The organism is Actinomadura keratinilytica (assembly GCF_039539665.1).
In the GTDB taxonomy this organism is placed as follows: domain Bacteria; phylum Actinomycetota; class Actinomycetes; order Streptosporangiales; family Streptosporangiaceae; genus Spirillospora; species Spirillospora keratinilytica.
The window spans coordinates 1-15,938 of sequence record NZ_BAABDO010000058.1; the positions used below are offsets into that span (position 1 = coordinate 1).

Genomic DNA, 15,938 nt, shown 5'->3' on the forward strand with positions numbered 1-15,938 from the left:
GCCGCGGGTCTGCGCCGCGGGCTCAGCCGCGGGCGCGGCGGGCGATGGCCACCAGGTCGCTCGCCGCGATGAGCGCGACGGCCGCGCAGATCGCGGCGGCGACCCAGGGCCCGGCGTCGCGCGCGTGCGCCGCCGACAGCGCGAACAGCACCGCCGCGACCGTCCCCGCGAGCAGCGCGATGCCGGACAGGACGGCGCGGAGCCGGAGCGGGCTGCGCGCCGTCAGCGGCTCGTCCCCCTCCGGCTGCCGGTGGGCGGGTCGCCGGCGGGGAGGCTGCGGGTCGTCCATACCGGCCTCCTGCCCGTTCAGGCCGTCTCGATTCCGGCGCCGCGCGCGGCGGGCGGGCGGCCGCGGGGCCGGAGGCCGCCCGTTCGTTAAAGCGAACGGACGGTACCCTGGGGGCGGTTCCAGGGCGACGAGCGGTGAGGTGAGGCGCGCGGTGGGCGGTGCTGGGGAGTCGGTGCGGGACGTGCTGGCGGCCAACCTCCGGCGCGCCCGGCTCGGCCGGGGGCTGTCGCTGTCGGAGCTGTCCCGCCGATCCAAGATCGGCAAGGCCACGTTGTCGCAGCTGGAGGCCGGCGCGGGCAACCCGACCATCGAGACGGTGTTCAGCCTGTCGCGGGCGCTGCAGGTGCCCATCTCCGACCTGCTGGACCAGCAGCTGCCGTCCGGGCCGACGGTGGTGCGCGGCGCCGAGGTGGAGGTGCTGCGCGGCGCGGCCGTCGACCTGCGGCCGCTGCACGGCATCGAGGCCGACGGCGGCATGGTCGAGGTCTACGACCAGCAGGTACGCCCCGGTGCGCGGCAGGACTCGCTCGGCCACGTCGGCGTCGAGCACACCATCGTGCAGGCGGGGCGGCTCGGCGTTCGGGTCGGCGACCAGGAGGTCGAGCTCGGGCCGGGCGACTACGTCGGCTTCGACGCCTCGCGCCCGCACGGCTACGTCGCCCTCGACGGCCCCGTGCGCTCGGTGCTCCTCCTGCAGTACCGCTCCGACCAGCGGCTCCACCTCGCCGAGCCGCATGCCCCCGGGCTGGCCGGCAAAGACTGAAAACGGAGCGTTGACAGCGCCGGAACACCGGGCATAGCCTCGGCTTCGTTCGATTTACCGAACGGCAGGGAGGGGCCATGGCCGGAGTGCGGGTCGCGGTGCTGGGCGCCGGGATCGTCGGCGCGGCGTGCGCCCGCGAGCTGGCCCGCGCCGGGCTGGCGGTGACCGTGCTGGACCGCGGCCGCCCCGCGGCGGCGACCACCGCGCACGGCGAGGGCAACGTGCTCGTCTCCGACAAGGGCCCCGGCCCCGAGCTGGCCCTGGCGCGGCTGTCGCGGGAGCTGTGGCCGCGGATCCTGGAGCAGATCGCCGACCGCCGCCCCGAGGCGGCGCTCGCCGCCGAGTGGGACCCCAAGGGCGGCATCGTCGTCGCCACCACCGGCGCGGGCGCCCGCGAGCTGGCGGACTTCGCCGCCGGGCAGTGCGGCGCGGGCGTCACCGCCGAGCCGCTCGACGCGCCCGCCCGGGCCGCCGCCGAACCGCACCTGACCCGCGACGTCGCCGCCGCCGTCCACTACCCGCAGGACGCCCAGGTGCGGCCCGCCGCCGCGGCCGCGGCGCTGCTCGCCGACGCCCTCGACGCGCGCGCCGCGCTGCGCACCGCCTGCGAGGTGCTCGGCCCCGTCAGCCGCGGCGGCCGCCGCACCGGCGCCAGCACCTCCCGCGGCACGGTCGAGGCCGACGCGTTCGTCAACGCCGCGGGCCCCTGGTCGGGCGAGCTGGCCGCGCGGCTGGGCGCCCCGGTGGACGTGCGGCCCCGGCGCGGCGAGGTGCTGGTGACCACGCCGCTGCCGCCCACCGTCTTCCACAAGGTCTACGACGCCGACTACGTGGGCGCCGTCGGCAGCGGCGCCGAGGACCTGCAGGCGTCGGCGGTCGTGGAGGCCACCCGCGCCGGCACGGTGCTGCTGGGCTCCTCGCGGAGGCGCGTCGGGTTCGACGACCGGCTGCGCCCCGGGGTGCTGTCGGTGATCGCCGCCAAGGCGCTGCGGCTGTTCCCCTGCCTGGAGGGCGTGCCGGTGATGCGCGCCTACGGCGGCTTCCGCCCGTACGTGCCCGACCATCTGCCGGTGATCGGCCCGGACCCGCGGCTGCCCGGCCTGTGGCACGCCACCGGCCACGAGGGCGCGGGCATCGGGCTGGCGCCCGGCACCGCCCGGCTGCTGGCCGGGCTGCTGCTCGGCCAGGACCCGCCGCTCGACCCCGCCCCGTTCCGCGTCGACCGCCCGGCCGTGCTCGGCCAAGGAGGTGCCGTATGAGCCCCAGGCTCGTCCCGGCCGGGGACGACTCCGCCGGCCGCCGCCCCGACACGCCGCTGCGGATCACCGTGGACGGCGAGCCCGTCACCGGCGTCGTCGGCCAGACCATCGCCGGCGTGCTGCTGGCCGCCGGGCGCCGCGCGTGGCGGCGCGGCCCGTCCGGCGCCCCGCGCGGCGTGTTCTGCGGGATCGGCGTGTGCTTCGACTGCCTGCTGACGGTCAACGGCGAACGCGACGTGCGCGCCTGCCGCCGCCGCGCCCGCGACGGCGACGTGATCGAGACCCAGTCCCGGGAGGTGCGGCCATGAGCGCGGGCGCCCGCGCCAGGACACGCGTCGTGGTGGTCGGCGCCGTGCTGGCCGGCCTGGCCGCCGCGGCCGCCGCGCTGCGGGCGGGCGCGGCCGTCACGCTCCTCGACGCGGCCGAGCGGCCCGGCGGCCAGTACCACCGGATGCTCCCCGACGCCTACGCGGCGGCGCACCCCGAGCGGCTGCACCACGGCTGGCGGGCGTTCGACCGCGTGCGGCGGCACGTGCTGACCCATCCGCGCTGCGACTGGTGGCCCGAGAGCGCCGTGTGGTCGCTGGAACGGCCCGACCCGGGGGAGGAGCGCCCCCCGCGCGTGCACGTGCTGCGCGGACCGGCCGACGGCGCCGGACGCGAACGCCACGTCCTGGAACCGGACGCGCTGGTGCTGGCCCCCGGCGCGCACGACCGCGTGCTGCCGTTCCCCGGCTGGGACCTGCCGGGCGTGTACACCGCCGGCGCCGCGCAGGCCCTGGCCAAGGGCGAACGCCTCGTCGTCGGCGACCGGGTCGTGGTCGCCGGCTCCGGGCCGTTCCTGCTGCCGGTCGCCGCGTCGCTGCTGGAGACCGGATCCCGCGTCGCGCAGGTGCTGGAGGCCAACACCGCGGCGACCGTGCTGCGCGGCTGGGGGCGGCGCCCCTGGCAGCCGGCCGCCCAGGCGGGCAAGGCCGCCGAGCTCGCCGAGTACACCGCGCTGCTGACGCGCCGCCGCGTCCCCTACCGGTTCGGCCGCGCCGTCGTCGAGGCCCGCGGCGACGGCCGGGTGGAGGAGGTCGTCACCGCGCGGCTGCGCCCCGACTGGTCGGTCGTGCCCGGCACCGAACGCGCCGTCCCCGTCGACGCGGTGTGCGTCTCGCACGGCTTCACCCCCCAGCTGGAGCTGCCCGTCGCGGCGGGCTGCGCGCTGCGGCGGCCCGACCCCGCGTCCCCGGCGGAGGCGTACGTCGAGGTGGACGGCGACCAGCGCACCACCAGCCCGGGCGTGTACGCGGCCGGCGAGATCACCGGCATCGCCGGGGCGCCCGCCGCCCGCACCGAGGGGCTCATCGCCGGATGGCTGGCCGGGGGAGGGGCGCCGGACGCCCCGGAACTGGCCCCGCTGCGGCGCCGCCGCGACCGCGACCGCCTCTTCGCCGAGCGCCTCGCCGCCGCCCACCCGATCGGCGCCGCCTGGCCCGGCTGGCTGCGCCCCGACACCGTCGTGTGCCGCTGCGAGGAGACCACCTACGGTGCGCTGCGCCGCGCCGCCGGTGACCCGGCCGCGGCGACCGCCCGCGGCCTCAAGCTCGGCACCCGCGCCGGACTCGGCCCCTGCCAGGCCCGCATCTGCGGCCCCACGGTCGCGCAGCTCCTGGCCGGGACGCCCGCGGGGGCCCCGGCGGAGTCCCCGGCCGAGTCCCCGGCCGAGTCCGCGCCGGGGCTGCCCGCCGCGACCCCGCACCACCGGCCGCTCGCCCAGCCGATCCGGCTCGGCGAACTGGCCCGTCCACCGATCACCGATGCAGAAAGAGAGCACTGAATGAGCACCGGCACCAAGGCCGTCGGCCTCGGCGGCGTGATCGTCGCGACCGCGCTGCCCTACCGGGAGGACGCGACCGCGCCCGCCGGGCTGGCGGTCGACTACGACCGGTACGCCGAGCACTGCCGCTGGCTGGTCGACAACGGCTGCCGCGGCGTCGGCCCCAACGGCTCCCTCGGCGAGTACTCCTCGCTCACCGACGACGAGCGCCGCCGCGTCGCCCGCACCGCCGTCGAGGCCGTCGGCGGCGCCGGCGTGGTCGTCGTCGGCGTGCACGGCCCCGGCCACCACCAGGCCCGCCACTGGGCCGAGCTCGCCGCCGAGGACGGCGCCGACGGCGTGCTGTGCCTGCCGCCCACCATGTACCGGGCCAACCGCGGCGAGGTCATCGCCCACTTCGAGGCGGTCGCCTCCGTCGGCCTGCCGGTCATGGTCTACAACAACCCCATCGACACCAAGGTCGACCTGACCCCCGACCTGCTCGCCGAGATCGCGCAGATCGACAACGTCGTCGCGGTCAAGGAGTTCTCCGGCGACGTGCGCCGCGTCCTGGAGATCCGCGAGAAGGCCCCCGGCCTGGAGGTCGTCGCGGGCGCCGACGACGTCACCCTGGAGGCCCTGCTCATGGGCGCCACCGGCTGGTTCGCCGGGTTCCCCAACGTGTTCCCCGCCGAGTCCGCCGAGCTGTTCGCGCTCGCCACGGCGGGCAAGCTGGAGGAGGCGCGGGCGCTGTACGAGCCGCTCGTCGCGGCGTTCCGGTGGGACTCGCGCACCGAGTTCGTCCAGGCCATCAAGCTCGGCATGGACATGGTCGGCCGGTACGGCGGACCCTGCCGCCCGCCGCGCGGCCCGCTGGTCGACGAGCACCGCGCCGCGGTCACCGCCGACATGCAGCGGGCGATCGCCGCCCTGGAGGAGAGGAAGGCACGCGCATGAGGTCGGTGCGCAGCATCGCCGCCGTCGACTCGCACACCGAGGGCATGCCCACCCGCGTCGTCACCGGCGGCGTGGCGCCGGTCCCCGGTGACACCATGGCCGAACGCCGCCGGTACGCGATCGAGCATTTGGACGGGCTGCGCCGCTTCCTGATGGACGAGCCGCGCGGCCACGCGGCGATGAGCGGCGCGATCCTGCAGCCGCCCACCCGTCCGGACGCCGACTGGGGCGTGCTGTACATCGAGGTCAGCGGGTTCCTGCCGATGTGCGGCCACGGCACCATCGGGGTCGCGACGGTGCTGGTGGAGACCGGCATGGTCGAGGTGGCCGAACCGGAGACGCTGGTGCGGCTGGACACCCCGGCCGGGCTGGTGGAGGCGCGCGTGGCGGTGCGCGACGGCGTCGCCGAGCAGGTCACCCTGCGCAACGTGCCCGCCTTCGCCGCCCGGCGCGACGCCGTCGTCGACGTCCCGGGCCTCGGCGAGGTGCGCTACGACATGGCCTACGGCGGCAACTTCTACGCCATCACCGAGCTGGAGCCGCTGGGCCTGCCGTTCGACCGCTCCCGCAAGGACGACATCCTGCGCGCCGGGCTGGCGATCATGGCGGCGATCAACGAGCAGGACCCGCCGCGCCACCCGGCCGACCCGCTGATCGGCGGCTGCAAGCACGTGCAGTTCCTGGCGCCCGGCTCGGACGCCCGGCACTCGCGCAACGCGATGGCCATCCACCCCGGCTGGTTCGACCGGTCGCCGTGCGGCACCGGCACCTGCGCGCGCATGGCGCAGCTGCACGCGCGCGGCGAGCTGCCCCTGCACACCGACTTCGTCAACGAGTCCTTCATCGGCACCCGGTTCACCGGCCGCCTGGTCGACACCGCCGAGGTCGGCGGCGTGCCCGCCGTCGTCCCCGAGTTCTCCGGCCGCGCCTGGATCACCGGCACCGCCACCTACCTGCTCGACCCGGCCGACCCCTTCCCGCACGGCTTCGTCCTCTAGCCGACCGGTCCGGCCGATTCCCCGACGTGCCCTCGCGGCGCGCCCACCGCCGCCGGCGACCCCGGCGGCCCTCGATCACCCACCCCTTTTTGTTTTCCTGTCGGGAGGGACCGTCATGTCCCAGACAAGCCCAACGACCAGATCCGCCGCCGCCCGCTCCGGTGCGGGGCCGTTCTCCCGGGCGGGCATGTTCCGCCTCAAGCCCGTCGACACCTCCGAGGAGGAGACCGCCGGCGGACTGCGCCGCACCATGGGCCTGTGGCAGCTGGTGGCGCTCAGCCTCGGCGGCCTGGTCGGCGCGGGCGTCTTCTCGCTGGCCGGCGTCGTCGCGCACGACGACGCCGGACCCGGCGTGATGATCTCGTTCCTGATCGCCATCGTGGCCAGCGGCGCCGCCGCGCTGTGCTACGCCGAGTTCGCCGGCCTGATCCCCAAGGCCGGCTCCGCCTACACCTACTCCTACGCCACCCTCGGCGAGCTGGTCGGCTGGGCCATCGGCTGGGACCTGCTGCTGGAGTACACCGCGATCGTCGCGGTGGTGGCCATCGCGATCTCCGGCTACCTGTCGTACCTGACCGACCAGATGGGGTTCTCGCTGCCGGACTGGGCCCTCGGCGCGCCCGGCACCGGCGCCGGGCACAAGGTGGACCTGTTCGCGGCGCTGCTGTGCCTGCTGCTGGCGTTCGTGCTGTCGCGCGGCACCAGGGAGTCGGCCCGGTTCGAGACGATCCTGGTCGCCGTCAAGCTCGGTATCGTGGCCCTGGTGATCATCGCGGGCGCGTTCCACATCTCCGCCGGCAACTACACCCCGTTCCTGCCGTTCGGGCTCGGCGGCGCGGTCACCGGCGCGGCCACCGCGTTCTTCGCCGTGTACGGCTACGACGCGATGAGCGCGGCCGCCGAGGAGAGCGCCGAGGCCAAGCGGGTGCTGCCCAAGGCCATCGTCGTCTCCCTGGGCATCGCCGCCGTGATCTACCTGCTGGTGTGCCTGGTGATGCTGGGCATGCAGGACTACCGCGACATCGACGTCAAGAGCCCGTTCTCCAGCGCGCTGGCGTCGGTGGGCCTGGCCTGGCTCGGCACGATCGTGGCGGTCGGCGCGGTGCTGGGCATCGCCACCTCCGCGCTGGCCAACATGCTGGCGGTCACCCGGGTGTGGTTCGCGATGAGCCGGGACGGGCTGCTGCCGTCCTGGTTCGCCCGCAACCACCCGCGCCGGCACGTCCCCACCCGCGTCATCTGGCTGGTCGGCGTCGGCTCGGCGGTCATCGCCGGGTTCCTGCCGATCCGCGAGGCGGCCGACCTGACCAACATCGGCATCCTCATGGCGTTCATCGTGGTCGCCGCCGCGGTGACGGTGCTGCGCCGCACCCGGCCCGACCTGCCCCGCTCGTTCCGCACCCCGTGGGTGCCGGTCGTGCCGCTGGTCGGCATCGGGTTCTCCATCTGGCTGATCGCCAACCTGGACTGGGTCACCTGGGTGCGGTTCGCGGTGTGGATGGTGCTCGGCCTGGTCGTGTACGGCTGCTACGGGTACCGTCGTTCGGCCGAGCGGATCTCCGACGCGGAGCCGCGAGGCTGAGGAATGGAGTGAACATGAGCGTGTTGACGCCCGACCGAGCCGTGTCGGCGGCGGTGGCCGCCGCGGAGCCGTGGGCCGCCGCCTCGCCCAAGGAGCGGGCCGCGGCGCTGAACGCCGTCGCCGACGCCCTGGAGGCGGCGCGCGAGGAACTGGTGCCGCTGGCCGACGAGGAGACCCGCCTCGGCCCGACCCGGCTGAACGGCGAGCTGACCCGCACCACCTTCCAGTTGCGCCTGTTCGCCGAGGTGGTGCTGGCCGGCGACTTCTACGACGTCCGCATCGACCGCCCCGACCCCGAATGGCCCCCCGGCCCGCGTCCCGACGTGCGCCGCTTCCGCACGGCGCTGGGCCCGGTCCTGGTGTTCGCGGCCAGCAACTTCCCGTTCGCGTTCAGCGTCGCGGGCGGCGACACCGCCTCGGCGTGGGCGGCGGGCTGCCCGGTGGTCCTCAAGGCCCACCCGGGGCATCCGCGGCTGTCGCGCCGCACCGGCGAGATCGTCGCGCGGGCGCTGGCGGACGCCGGGGCGCCCGACGGGGTGTTCGGGTTGATCGAGGGCGAGGCCGAGGGCGTCGAGGCGCTGCGGCACCCGGGGATCGCGGCGGCCGCGTTCACCGGCTCGCAGCGCGGCGGGCTGGCGCTGGCCCGCATCGCCGCCGAACGCGACGTGCCCATCCCGTTCTTCGGCGAGCTGGGCAGCGTCAACCCGGTCGTGGTGACGCCCGGGGCGGCGGCCGCCCGCGCCGAGGAGATCGCCAAGGGGTATGTCGGATCGCTGACCCTGGGCGCCGGGCAGTTCTGCACCAACCCCGGCATCCTGTTCGTCCCGGCGGGCGGCGGCCTGCTCGACCGCATCACCGCGCTGCTCGGCGAGGTCGCCGAGGCGCCGATGCTGAACGACCGGATTGTGAGCGGGTTCCTGGCGACGGCGCGCGAGCTGGGCGGGCGTCCCGGCGTGCGGCGCCTGGTGTGGCCGTCCGACGAGGACTCGGCCGCGCCCCGGCTGCTGGCGATGGACCTGGCCGCGTTCACCGCCGACCCGGGCGCCGCCGAGGAGTGCTTCGGCCCGCTCGGCCTGGTGGTGGTCTACGAGCGGCTGGCCGACGTCGCGGGCGCCGTCGCCGCGCTGCCCGGCCAGCTCACCGCGACCCTGCACGGCGAGGACGGCGAGACGGGCGAGCTGGCCGCGCTGGCCCGGGTGCTGGCCGACCGCAGCGGCCGGGTGCTGTGGAACCAGTGGCCCACCGGCGTCGCCGTCACCCACGCCATGCAGCACGGCGGCCCGTTCCCCGCGACCACCGCGCCGTCGACCACGTCCGTCGGCACGGCGGCGATCGAGCGGTTCCTGCGCCCGGTCGCCTACCAGCAGTGGCCGCAGGACCTCCTCCCGCCGCCGCTGCGCGACGACAACCCCTGGGGCGTCCCCCAGCGCATCAGCTGACTCCTGATCACCGAAGGGCCCTCCCGCTGCGCCGCGGGGGCCCTTCGCCTTTCCCGGACCGCCGTCACCCGGCCGCGCCCGCGCGCAGGCCGTCGAGCATCACGGTGACGACGGCGTCGTCGCCGCGTGCGCCGGGACGGCACAGCACCACGCTGAGCAGCTCCAGCACCTGGTCCGGGGCCAGGTCGCGGCGCAGCGCGCCCTCCTCCTGCGCGGCCCGGACGATCCCGGCCAGCGCGGCGTTGTAGGCGTCCCGCAGTTCGCGCAGCCGGGGCGCCTCGGCGTCCCCGTCCTCCAGCAGCGACTTCAGCAGGCCCATCGGCTGCCCGGCGGCCTGCACGACCATCTCGCGCAGCACGTCCCAGCGCGGCACGTCGCGGGCGGCGGCGTCGCGGGCGGCCTGCAGGAGCCCCTCCAGCGTGACCGCCGCGATCTCCCGGACCAGCGCCCGCCGGTCGGGGAAGTGCCGGTAGAGCGTGCCGACGCCGAGCCCGGCGGCCCGCGCGAGCTCCTCCATGGACACCCCCGGCCCGCGCTCGGCGAACAGCTCCAGCGCCGCCGCGGTGATCCGCTCGCGGTTGCGCCGCGCGTCGGCCCGCATCGCCCGACCTCCTCCCCGGAATCCCGGATTCATATTAGTCTGAGGACGAACCGGAACATCCGCTTCACCTTATGGAGGCGCCATGCGCATCGGAACCTTCGTGTTCACCGACGGCGCGGACCTGGACGGCATCATCGAGCGGGTGCGCGCCGCCGACGCCGGGCTGGACGCCGTCCACTTCAGCCAGGTGCTGTCCTGGGACGCGCTCACCGCGGCGGCGCTGGCCGGACGCGAGGTCCCCGGCATCGACGTCGGCGTCGCGGTCGTGCCGACCTACCCCCGGCACCCCCTCGCCCTGGCCGGGCAGGCGCTCAGCGTGCAGGCCGCGACCGGGAACCGGCTCGTCCTCGGCATCGGCCCGGGCCACCCGTCGATGATGGAGGGCTGGTACGGCTACTCCTACGACCGGCCGGTCCGCCACGTCCGCGAGTACCTGACCGCCCTGCGCCCCCTGCTGCGCGGCGAGGACGTCGAGTACAGGGGGGAGACCCTGACGGCGGTGGGCCGCGTGGACGTGCCCGGCGCCGAGCCGCCCCCGGTGCTGCTGGCGGCGCTCGGCCCGCAGATGCTGCGGATCGCGGGACGGCTCGCCGACGGCACGGTCACCACCTGGGCGAACCCCCCGGTGATCGCCGACCATGTGGCCCCGTCGATCGTCCGCGCCGCCGAGGAGGCGGGCCGCCCGGCCCCGCGCGTCGTCGTGACGTTCCTGGCGAGCGTGACCGCCGACCCCGACGGCCTGCGCCGCACCCTCGCCGAGCAGTTCGCCGGAGTCGCCGAGCTGCCCGCCTACAAGGCGCTCCTCGACCGGCAGGGCCTCGACGGCCCGGAGCAGACGGCCGCGCTGGGCGACGAAGCCGAGGTCGAGCGCGCCGTCCGCGCCTACCGGGACGCGGGCGCCACCGAACTGGTGGTCGTCGCCATGGGCACCCCCGAGGAGCAGGCCCGCACGATCGAACTGGCCGCCTCGCTGCGCCGCACCCTGTGACCACCCGCCGGGTCAGGCGCGCGCCGGAAAGGAGCGGATCTCCTCGTACCGGCGGACGGCGTGCTCGACCACCGCGGCCCGCTCCTCGCCCGCCCACACGCTCGACCGCGCGGCCTCGCGGATGAAGAACCGCCCGTCCCGGCACCACACGTCCAGGCCCCGGCACACCGACACGCACGCCATCTGCGGGCACGAGGCCAGGATGGTGCCCTGCACGCCCCGCGCCCGCAGCCTGTCCCGGAGGGTCCGCGCCATCTCCGCCTCACCGCGCGGCAGCGGCACGGGCAGGGCCACGACCGCCGGGCAGCGGAACCAGACGACCTTGCCCGGCACGTGCCCGCCGAGCTGCCCCCGCGTCAGGTGCACGCCCCAGGCGCCCCGGGACAGCTCCTGCAGGATCGCCAGCCCGCGCCCGTGCACCTGGAACGGATCCGGCCGCACGGGACGCGCGGGCAGCGGCTTGCCCGGCACCGGATCGAACACCCCGCACACCACCCCCCGACCCGCCCGGAACGCCCACAGCTCCCACCCGCCCGGCACGCCGGGTGGGAGCTGCGCGTGCTCGTAGGCGTTGGTGGCCGCCTCGCTGACCATGGTCTGCGCGTCCCGGACGGTCTCCGGCGCGATCCGCAGCCCGCCCAGCAGCTCACCGACCGCGCCCCGGGCGAACCCCGCGCACGTGCGGTCGCCGGGCAACCCCCACGCCGCCACCTCTCCCGCCGCCAGATCGCGCACCGCCCGCCACATCGCCTCGCCTCTCCACGTCGCCGAAACGGGGACGCACAGTCAACAAGCGGCCACGCTCCGCGACACGTGAGGTTCCGGAAACCCTTTCTGCGCCCCGCCCCCGCCGCCCGACCTGCGATTACGTGAAGTCACCCCCTCATTTCCACGGTCACCGACACCCCTTTTCACGATCCACGAATGCGATCTTGTAAAAAACCATGCTTAATAGACCTCGAACCCACGAAGGGAGGCAACCGAAATGCCCCATTCGGGAGCGAGTAAACGACAGCGCGACGCCCTGCGGGAACGCATGCTCGCCGACGGCCGCACCCGCCGGGACATCGCCGAGGAGATGATGCGCCGCTGGGGATACCGCCCCCGCATCGCCTGGCGGTACGCCCACGGCTGGTCGCAGGACGCCGCCGCCGACCGGTACAACCGCCTGCACGACGAGGAGGGCCGGGCCCCCATGTCCGGCACCCGCATCGGCGCCTACGAGCGCTGGCCGCACGGCGGGGAGCGCCCCCGCCTGGAATACCTGCGCGCCCTGGCCGAGGTCTTCGAAACCGATCTCACCCTTCTGGTGGACGAGGACGATCTTTCCCACCTCCCCAAGCCCCAGCGCCTCACCCTCCTCGAATTGATCAAATCCCGCTCTCCCGATCCGGGGGTGCAAAACGAGGAGAATCTCGCGTACGGTCAAAGCGGTGAATACGAGGACGACATTTCCGGACGCGAGGTGGTGATCATGGTGGCCCACGAAGGAAGCGAGCACGCCGAGCAGGCGGAACGGCGCGACATCGGCGAGGCGACGCTCGAACAACTGCGGGCCGATGTCATCAGGCTCTCCCACGAGTACCTCACGGGCTCCCCCCTTCCGCTCCTGATGGAGATGCGCCGGGTCCGCAGGCGGATGTACGCCGCGCTCGACAAGCGCCTCTGGCCGCGCGACACCACCGAGCTCTACCTGCTCATCGGCACGCTTAACGCGCTCATGGCCAACGCTGTCGACGATCTCGGCTACGAGCACGCGGCCGACGAGCTGCTGCGCGCGGGCTGGGCGTACGCGATCGCCATCGACCACCGCCCGCTCATGGCCTTCCTGCGGGGGAGTGCGTCCTCGACCGCCTACTGGCGAGACAGGCCCAGGCAGGCCCGCGACCTCGCCGAGAGTGCCCTCCAGTACCTCCCCGACGGGCACGGTGCGGCCCGGTTCCACCTGCTGTACGCGCAGGCGGCGGCCAAGCTGGGCGACGTCTCCGGGGCCAAGCGGGCGATCGAGGCGGCCCGCGACGCGGCGGAGCGGCCGCACCGCGACGAGATCCACGACGACATCGGCGGCCAGTTCGCCTGCCCGCCCGCCAAGCGGGCCTACCTCGCGGGCAACACCCTCGTGGCGGAGCGGGGCAACGAACGCGACACCATCGCCGAGCTGACCCGGGCGGCCGACCTCTTCGCCGCCGAACCGGAGGCGGTGCGCAGCTACGGCTGCGAGGCGATCAACCATGTCAACCTCGCCCTGGCGCAGGTGCGCGACGGCCAGCTCGACGCCGTGGACCTCAGCAAGGTGTTCGAGCTTCCCATCGCCAAGCGGATCGAGGCGCTCCCGAAGGCGCTGACGAACGTCCGCGCGGAGCTGGCGCAGCCCCGCTACCGGGGCAGCGCGGCCGCGGCCGAACTCGACGAGCGGATCGAGGCGTTCGGCCGCGAGTCGATCATCGAGGACCTGCGCGACCTGCCCTCCGGAGGCTGACCGAGCGGCCGACGAGCCCTGAGCACAAGGTGGCGACCAAGGCGGAGGTGTCGCGGTTGAGACCGCGGCGAGAGAGGCATCGCGCAACGGCGCACGATGTGCCGCCCGGCAGACACCGCGGACGAACGGTGTGAACGCCCTCCGGAGGCTGATCAAGCAGGCGACAAGCCCTGAGCATGAGATGGTGACCATGGCGGTCCGCGAACCCGGCGCGCACGCGGAAGGGGCCGAACCGCGTGACAGCGGCGAGGCCACCCCCGAACGGTTCCGCGCCGACGTGGTGCGGCCGTCGCACGATCACATGGTCGGCGACCCCTTCTCGGTGTTCCGGGAGATGAACGCGCTGCGGCGCAGGATCTGGGCCGCGCTGGAGCGCCGCACCTGGCCGCGCGACGCGATCGAGCTGTACTTCCTGCTGGGAGTCCTGCATTCGCTGATGGCCGCCGCCGCCAACGGCCTCGGCAACCGGCAGGCCGCCGAGGAGCTGGTGCGGTCCGGGTTGGTGTACGCGCAGATGATCGACCACCGGCCGCTGATGGCGCAGTTGCGGCTGGAACTGGCCGGCATCGTGTACTGGGAGCGCCCGCGCCGCAGCCGTGACCTCGCCCTCGGCGGGCTGAAGTATTTCGGGGACGGGCCGATCGCCGCCCAGCTGCACCTCCGCCACGCCCGCGCGTCCGCGCGACTCGGGGACGCGGACGCCGCCCGCCAGGCGATCAAGGCGGCCCATGACGCGCGCGAACGCACCCGCCCCAACGAGGTGCTGGAGATCGGCGGAGAGTTCGGCCTGTCCCGTGCCACCGAGCACTTCCTCGCGGGCAGCGCACTGCCGGAGGTGCCCATACCCGCCGCTCGACGCGAGGCGGCCGACGGACTGCGGCAAGCCGCCGCCCTCTACGAGGCGGGTCCCGAGCCCGGCGAGGACCACTATTTCGGCTACGTGATGTGCAACATGATCGACCTGGCCACGGTGCAGGTGCGCAATGGCGACCTCGATGCCGCGGTGTCCACACTCGGGCCGGTCCTGGAGCTGCCACCGAGCAGAAGAATCGAAGCGTTGCTGCGGCGCCTCGACCGCCTGCGTCCGGAGTTGGCCTCTCCGCGATACCGGCGGGGCCCCGCCGCGGGCCGGTTGGACCAGCAGATCGAGGCGTTCGCGGCCGAGAGCATCGTCAAGAACCTGCGCGGGCTTCCTTCGGGAGGTTGACCGGGCCGTCGTCCCGGGCCGTGCGGGCGGGGTCAGGTGAGGGCCAGGAGGCTCACCGCGGTGGCGGCGGTGCCCAGGCCGGCCAGTTGGCCCCGGGCGATCCGTTCGCGCAGCACCCCGCGGGCCAGCAGGACCGTTCCGGCCGGGTACAGGGCGATGATCACCGCGACGATCGACAGGTCGCCGCTTCGGGCGGCGAGCAGGAACAGCAGGTTGGCGACCGAGTCCAGCATTCCGGCGGCGGCCGACAGGGCGTAGGCGGGCCGCTCCTCGCCCAGCCTGCGCAACATCACCGCCGCGGCGGTGAGCGTGACCGCCGACGACACCGCCCGGCCGGTGATCAGCGGCGCCACCCCGCTGTCGGACGGCGCCTGGTGCAGGCAGATCAGCTGGAGGGCGATCGCCGCTCCGGCGCCGAACGCCAGCAGCAGCGCCGTCCCGGACGGGCGGGCCGAGGCGGCGCCGGGCCCGGCGCTGACCAGCACCACCGCCACCAGCGCCAGCGGCAGCCCCACCAGCCCGGCCGCCGACAGGTGCTCGCCCTGCGCCAGGCCGACGATGACCGGCAGCATGGCCGACACCAGCGCGGTGACCGGTGACAGCACGTTCATCGGGCCGAGCGCCAGCGTCCGGTACAGCAGCGTGAACGCCGCCGCCGAGGCCACCCCCGACGCCGCGCCCCACACCAGCACGCCGGTGCTGAACGAGGCCCCGAGAACCGGCCACAGCAGCAGCTCGACCACCAGGCTCGCGGGGGCGGCGACCATGACCGTCCGCAGCACATGCGCCCTGCGGGCGCCCAGGCCGCCGAGGAAGTCGGCGCACCCGTAGGCCAGTGAGCTGGCCAGAGCCATCAGCAACGCGATCACGGCATCCCCCCGACGCGGTCAATCGAACGACCGCAAAGTACATCAAAATGACCGGCGCGCGCCAATCGAACGACCGTGAGGTACATTGAACCGACCGGCCGAGCGGGGGAGTGGTGCTCAGATGAGCGAGAACGACGCCGCGTTGAGGACCGTCGCCCGCAACGTCCGGGCCGCCCGCGTCCGCGCGGGCCTGTCCCTGGAGGAGCTCGGCCGCCGCGCGGGGGTCTCCAAAGGCGCCCTCGCCGCGCTGGAGAAGGCCCAGGGCAACCCCAACCTGGCCACCCTCGTCCGGCTCGCCGACACCCTCGGCATCCCCGTGCCCGCCCTGATGCAGGGCCCGCCCGAAGAGCGGACCGTCCGCGTCGCCACCGCCGAGGACGTCGCACCGCTGTGGACGGGCGAGCACGGCGGCGAGGCCCGCCTCATGCTGGTCACCCCCGGCCCCGCACCCGTCGAGGTCTGGCGGTGGCGGCTGCACCCCGGAGAGGCGTACCCCAGCCACCCCCATCAGGCGGGCGTCATCGAGACGATCAGCGTCACCGCCGGAGAGATGACCCTCGTCGTCGACGGCGCCGAGCACACCGTCGCGGCCGGGCAGACCGCCACCTTCGACGGCGACTCACCCCACACCTACCGCGGCTCCGGCACCGGGCCCTGCGACTTCATCATGACCGTGCACCTTCCGCCCGGTCCCGCCTGACCG

General features: G+C 75.0%; 16 protein-coding genes. 12 read left to right on the forward strand and 4 right to left on the reverse strand.

All coding sequences use genetic code 11. The features are described from left to right. Positions 1-22: 22 nt before the first annotated feature. Positions 23-289: a DUF6343 family protein gene (locus ABD879_RS18670; RefSeq protein WP_345022744.1), complete on the reverse strand. Its 267-nt coding sequence runs from the start codon at positions 287-289 to the stop codon at positions 23-25. 139 nt (positions 290-428) lie between these two features. On the opposite strand from ABD879_RS18670, the gene ABD879_RS18675 reads away from it, so the two are divergent. The 8 genes from ABD879_RS18675 to ABD879_RS18710 all read left to right on the forward strand — a co-directional run bounded on the left by ABD879_RS18675 (position 429) and on the right by ABD879_RS18710 (position 9,091). Continuing rightward, positions 429-1,052: a helix-turn-helix domain-containing protein gene (locus ABD879_RS18675; protein ID WP_345022745.1), complete on the forward strand. Its 624-nt coding sequence runs from the start codon at positions 429-431 to the stop codon at positions 1,050-1,052. Positions 1,053-1,129: 77 nt separating this feature from the next. Next, positions 1,130-2,311: an NAD(P)/FAD-dependent oxidoreductase gene (locus ABD879_RS18680; protein WP_345022747.1), complete on the forward strand. Its 1,182-nt coding sequence runs from the start codon at positions 1,130-1,132 to the stop codon at positions 2,309-2,311. Then, positions 2,308-2,619, forward strand: coding sequence for a (2Fe-2S)-binding protein (locus ABD879_RS18685; protein WP_345022748.1), 312 nt, complete (start codon positions 2,308-2,310; stop codon positions 2,617-2,619). Before ABD879_RS18680 ends, ABD879_RS18685 begins: the two co-directional genes overlap by 4 nt. Further along, entirely contained in the window at positions 2,616-4,136 is a 1,521-nt protein-coding gene (locus ABD879_RS18690; protein ID WP_345022749.1) for an FAD/NAD(P)-dependent oxidoreductase, read from the forward strand. Before ABD879_RS18685 ends, ABD879_RS18690 begins: the two co-directional genes overlap by 4 nt. Then, positions 4,137-5,072: a dihydrodipicolinate synthase family protein gene (locus tag ABD879_RS18695; RefSeq protein ID WP_345022750.1), complete on the forward strand. Its 936-nt coding sequence runs from the start codon at positions 4,137-4,139 to the stop codon at positions 5,070-5,072. Further along, positions 5,069-6,070 (forward strand): proline racemase family protein, encoded by a 1,002-nt coding sequence (locus ABD879_RS18700; RefSeq protein WP_345022751.1) that lies wholly within the window; start codon positions 5,069-5,071, stop codon positions 6,068-6,070. The genes ABD879_RS18695 and ABD879_RS18700 overlap by 4 nt, the downstream gene beginning before the upstream one ends. A 115-nt stretch (positions 6,071-6,185) precedes the next feature. Then, a complete protein-coding gene (locus ABD879_RS18705; RefSeq protein ID WP_345022752.1) occupies positions 6,186-7,652 on the forward strand; it encodes an amino acid permease in 1,467 nt (488 codons plus the stop codon). Positions 7,653-7,666: 14 nt separating this feature from the next. Further along, positions 7,667-9,091 (forward strand): aldehyde dehydrogenase (NADP(+)), encoded by a 1,425-nt coding sequence (locus ABD879_RS18710; protein WP_345022753.1) that lies wholly within the window; start codon positions 7,667-7,669, stop codon positions 9,089-9,091. 64 nt (positions 9,092-9,155) lie between these two features. Here ABD879_RS18710 and ABD879_RS18715 read toward each other — a convergent pair whose 3' ends face one another. Next, a complete protein-coding gene (locus ABD879_RS18715; protein ID WP_345022754.1) occupies positions 9,156-9,692 on the reverse strand; it encodes a TetR/AcrR family transcriptional regulator in 537 nt (178 codons plus the stop codon). 82 nt (positions 9,693-9,774) lie between these two features. Here ABD879_RS18715 and ABD879_RS18720 point away from each other — a divergent pair, with 82 nt between their 5' ends. Continuing rightward, on the forward strand, positions 9,775-10,680 hold the full coding sequence (locus ABD879_RS18720; protein WP_345022755.1) for a TIGR03564 family F420-dependent LLM class oxidoreductase: 906 nt from the start codon (positions 9,775-9,777) through the stop codon (positions 10,678-10,680). A gap of 12 nt (positions 10,681-10,692) precedes the next feature. Here the strand turns inward: ABD879_RS18720 and ABD879_RS18725 are convergent, their stop codons facing one another. Further along, the gene (locus ABD879_RS18725) at positions 10,693-11,415 is read right to left on the reverse strand and encodes an ATP-binding protein (protein ID WP_345022756.1); all 723 of its coding nucleotides are present in this window, start codon (positions 11,413-11,415) and stop codon (positions 10,693-10,695) included. A 301-nt stretch (positions 11,416-11,716) separates the two neighbouring features. On the opposite strand from ABD879_RS18725, the gene ABD879_RS18730 reads away from it, so the two are divergent. Both ABD879_RS18730 and ABD879_RS18735 read left to right on the forward strand, forming a co-directional pair. Further along, positions 11,717-13,159 carry an NsdA family TPR-like regulatory protein gene (locus ABD879_RS18730; RefSeq protein ID WP_345022757.1) on the forward strand — a complete coding sequence of 481 codons (1,443 nt, stop codon included), beginning with the start codon at positions 11,717-11,719 and terminating at the stop codon, positions 13,157-13,159. 184 nt (positions 13,160-13,343) lie between these two features. Next, the gene (locus ABD879_RS18735) at positions 13,344-14,366 is read left to right on the forward strand and encodes a hypothetical protein (protein ID WP_345022758.1); all 1,023 of its coding nucleotides are present in this window, start codon (positions 13,344-13,346) and stop codon (positions 14,364-14,366) included. 32 nt (positions 14,367-14,398) lie between these two features. Here the strand turns inward: ABD879_RS18735 and ABD879_RS18740 are convergent, their stop codons facing one another. Continuing rightward, positions 14,399-15,235, reverse strand: a complete 837-nt coding sequence (locus tag ABD879_RS18740; protein WP_345022759.1) for an EamA family transporter — start codon at positions 15,233-15,235, stop codon at positions 14,399-14,401. A 121-nt stretch (positions 15,236-15,356) separates the two neighbouring features. Here ABD879_RS18740 and ABD879_RS18745 point away from each other — a divergent pair, with 121 nt between their 5' ends. Further along, a complete protein-coding gene (locus tag ABD879_RS18745) occupies positions 15,357-15,935 on the forward strand; it encodes a helix-turn-helix domain-containing protein (RefSeq protein WP_345022760.1) in 579 nt (192 codons plus the stop codon). The last annotated feature ends 3 nt before the right edge of the window (positions 15,936-15,938 follow it).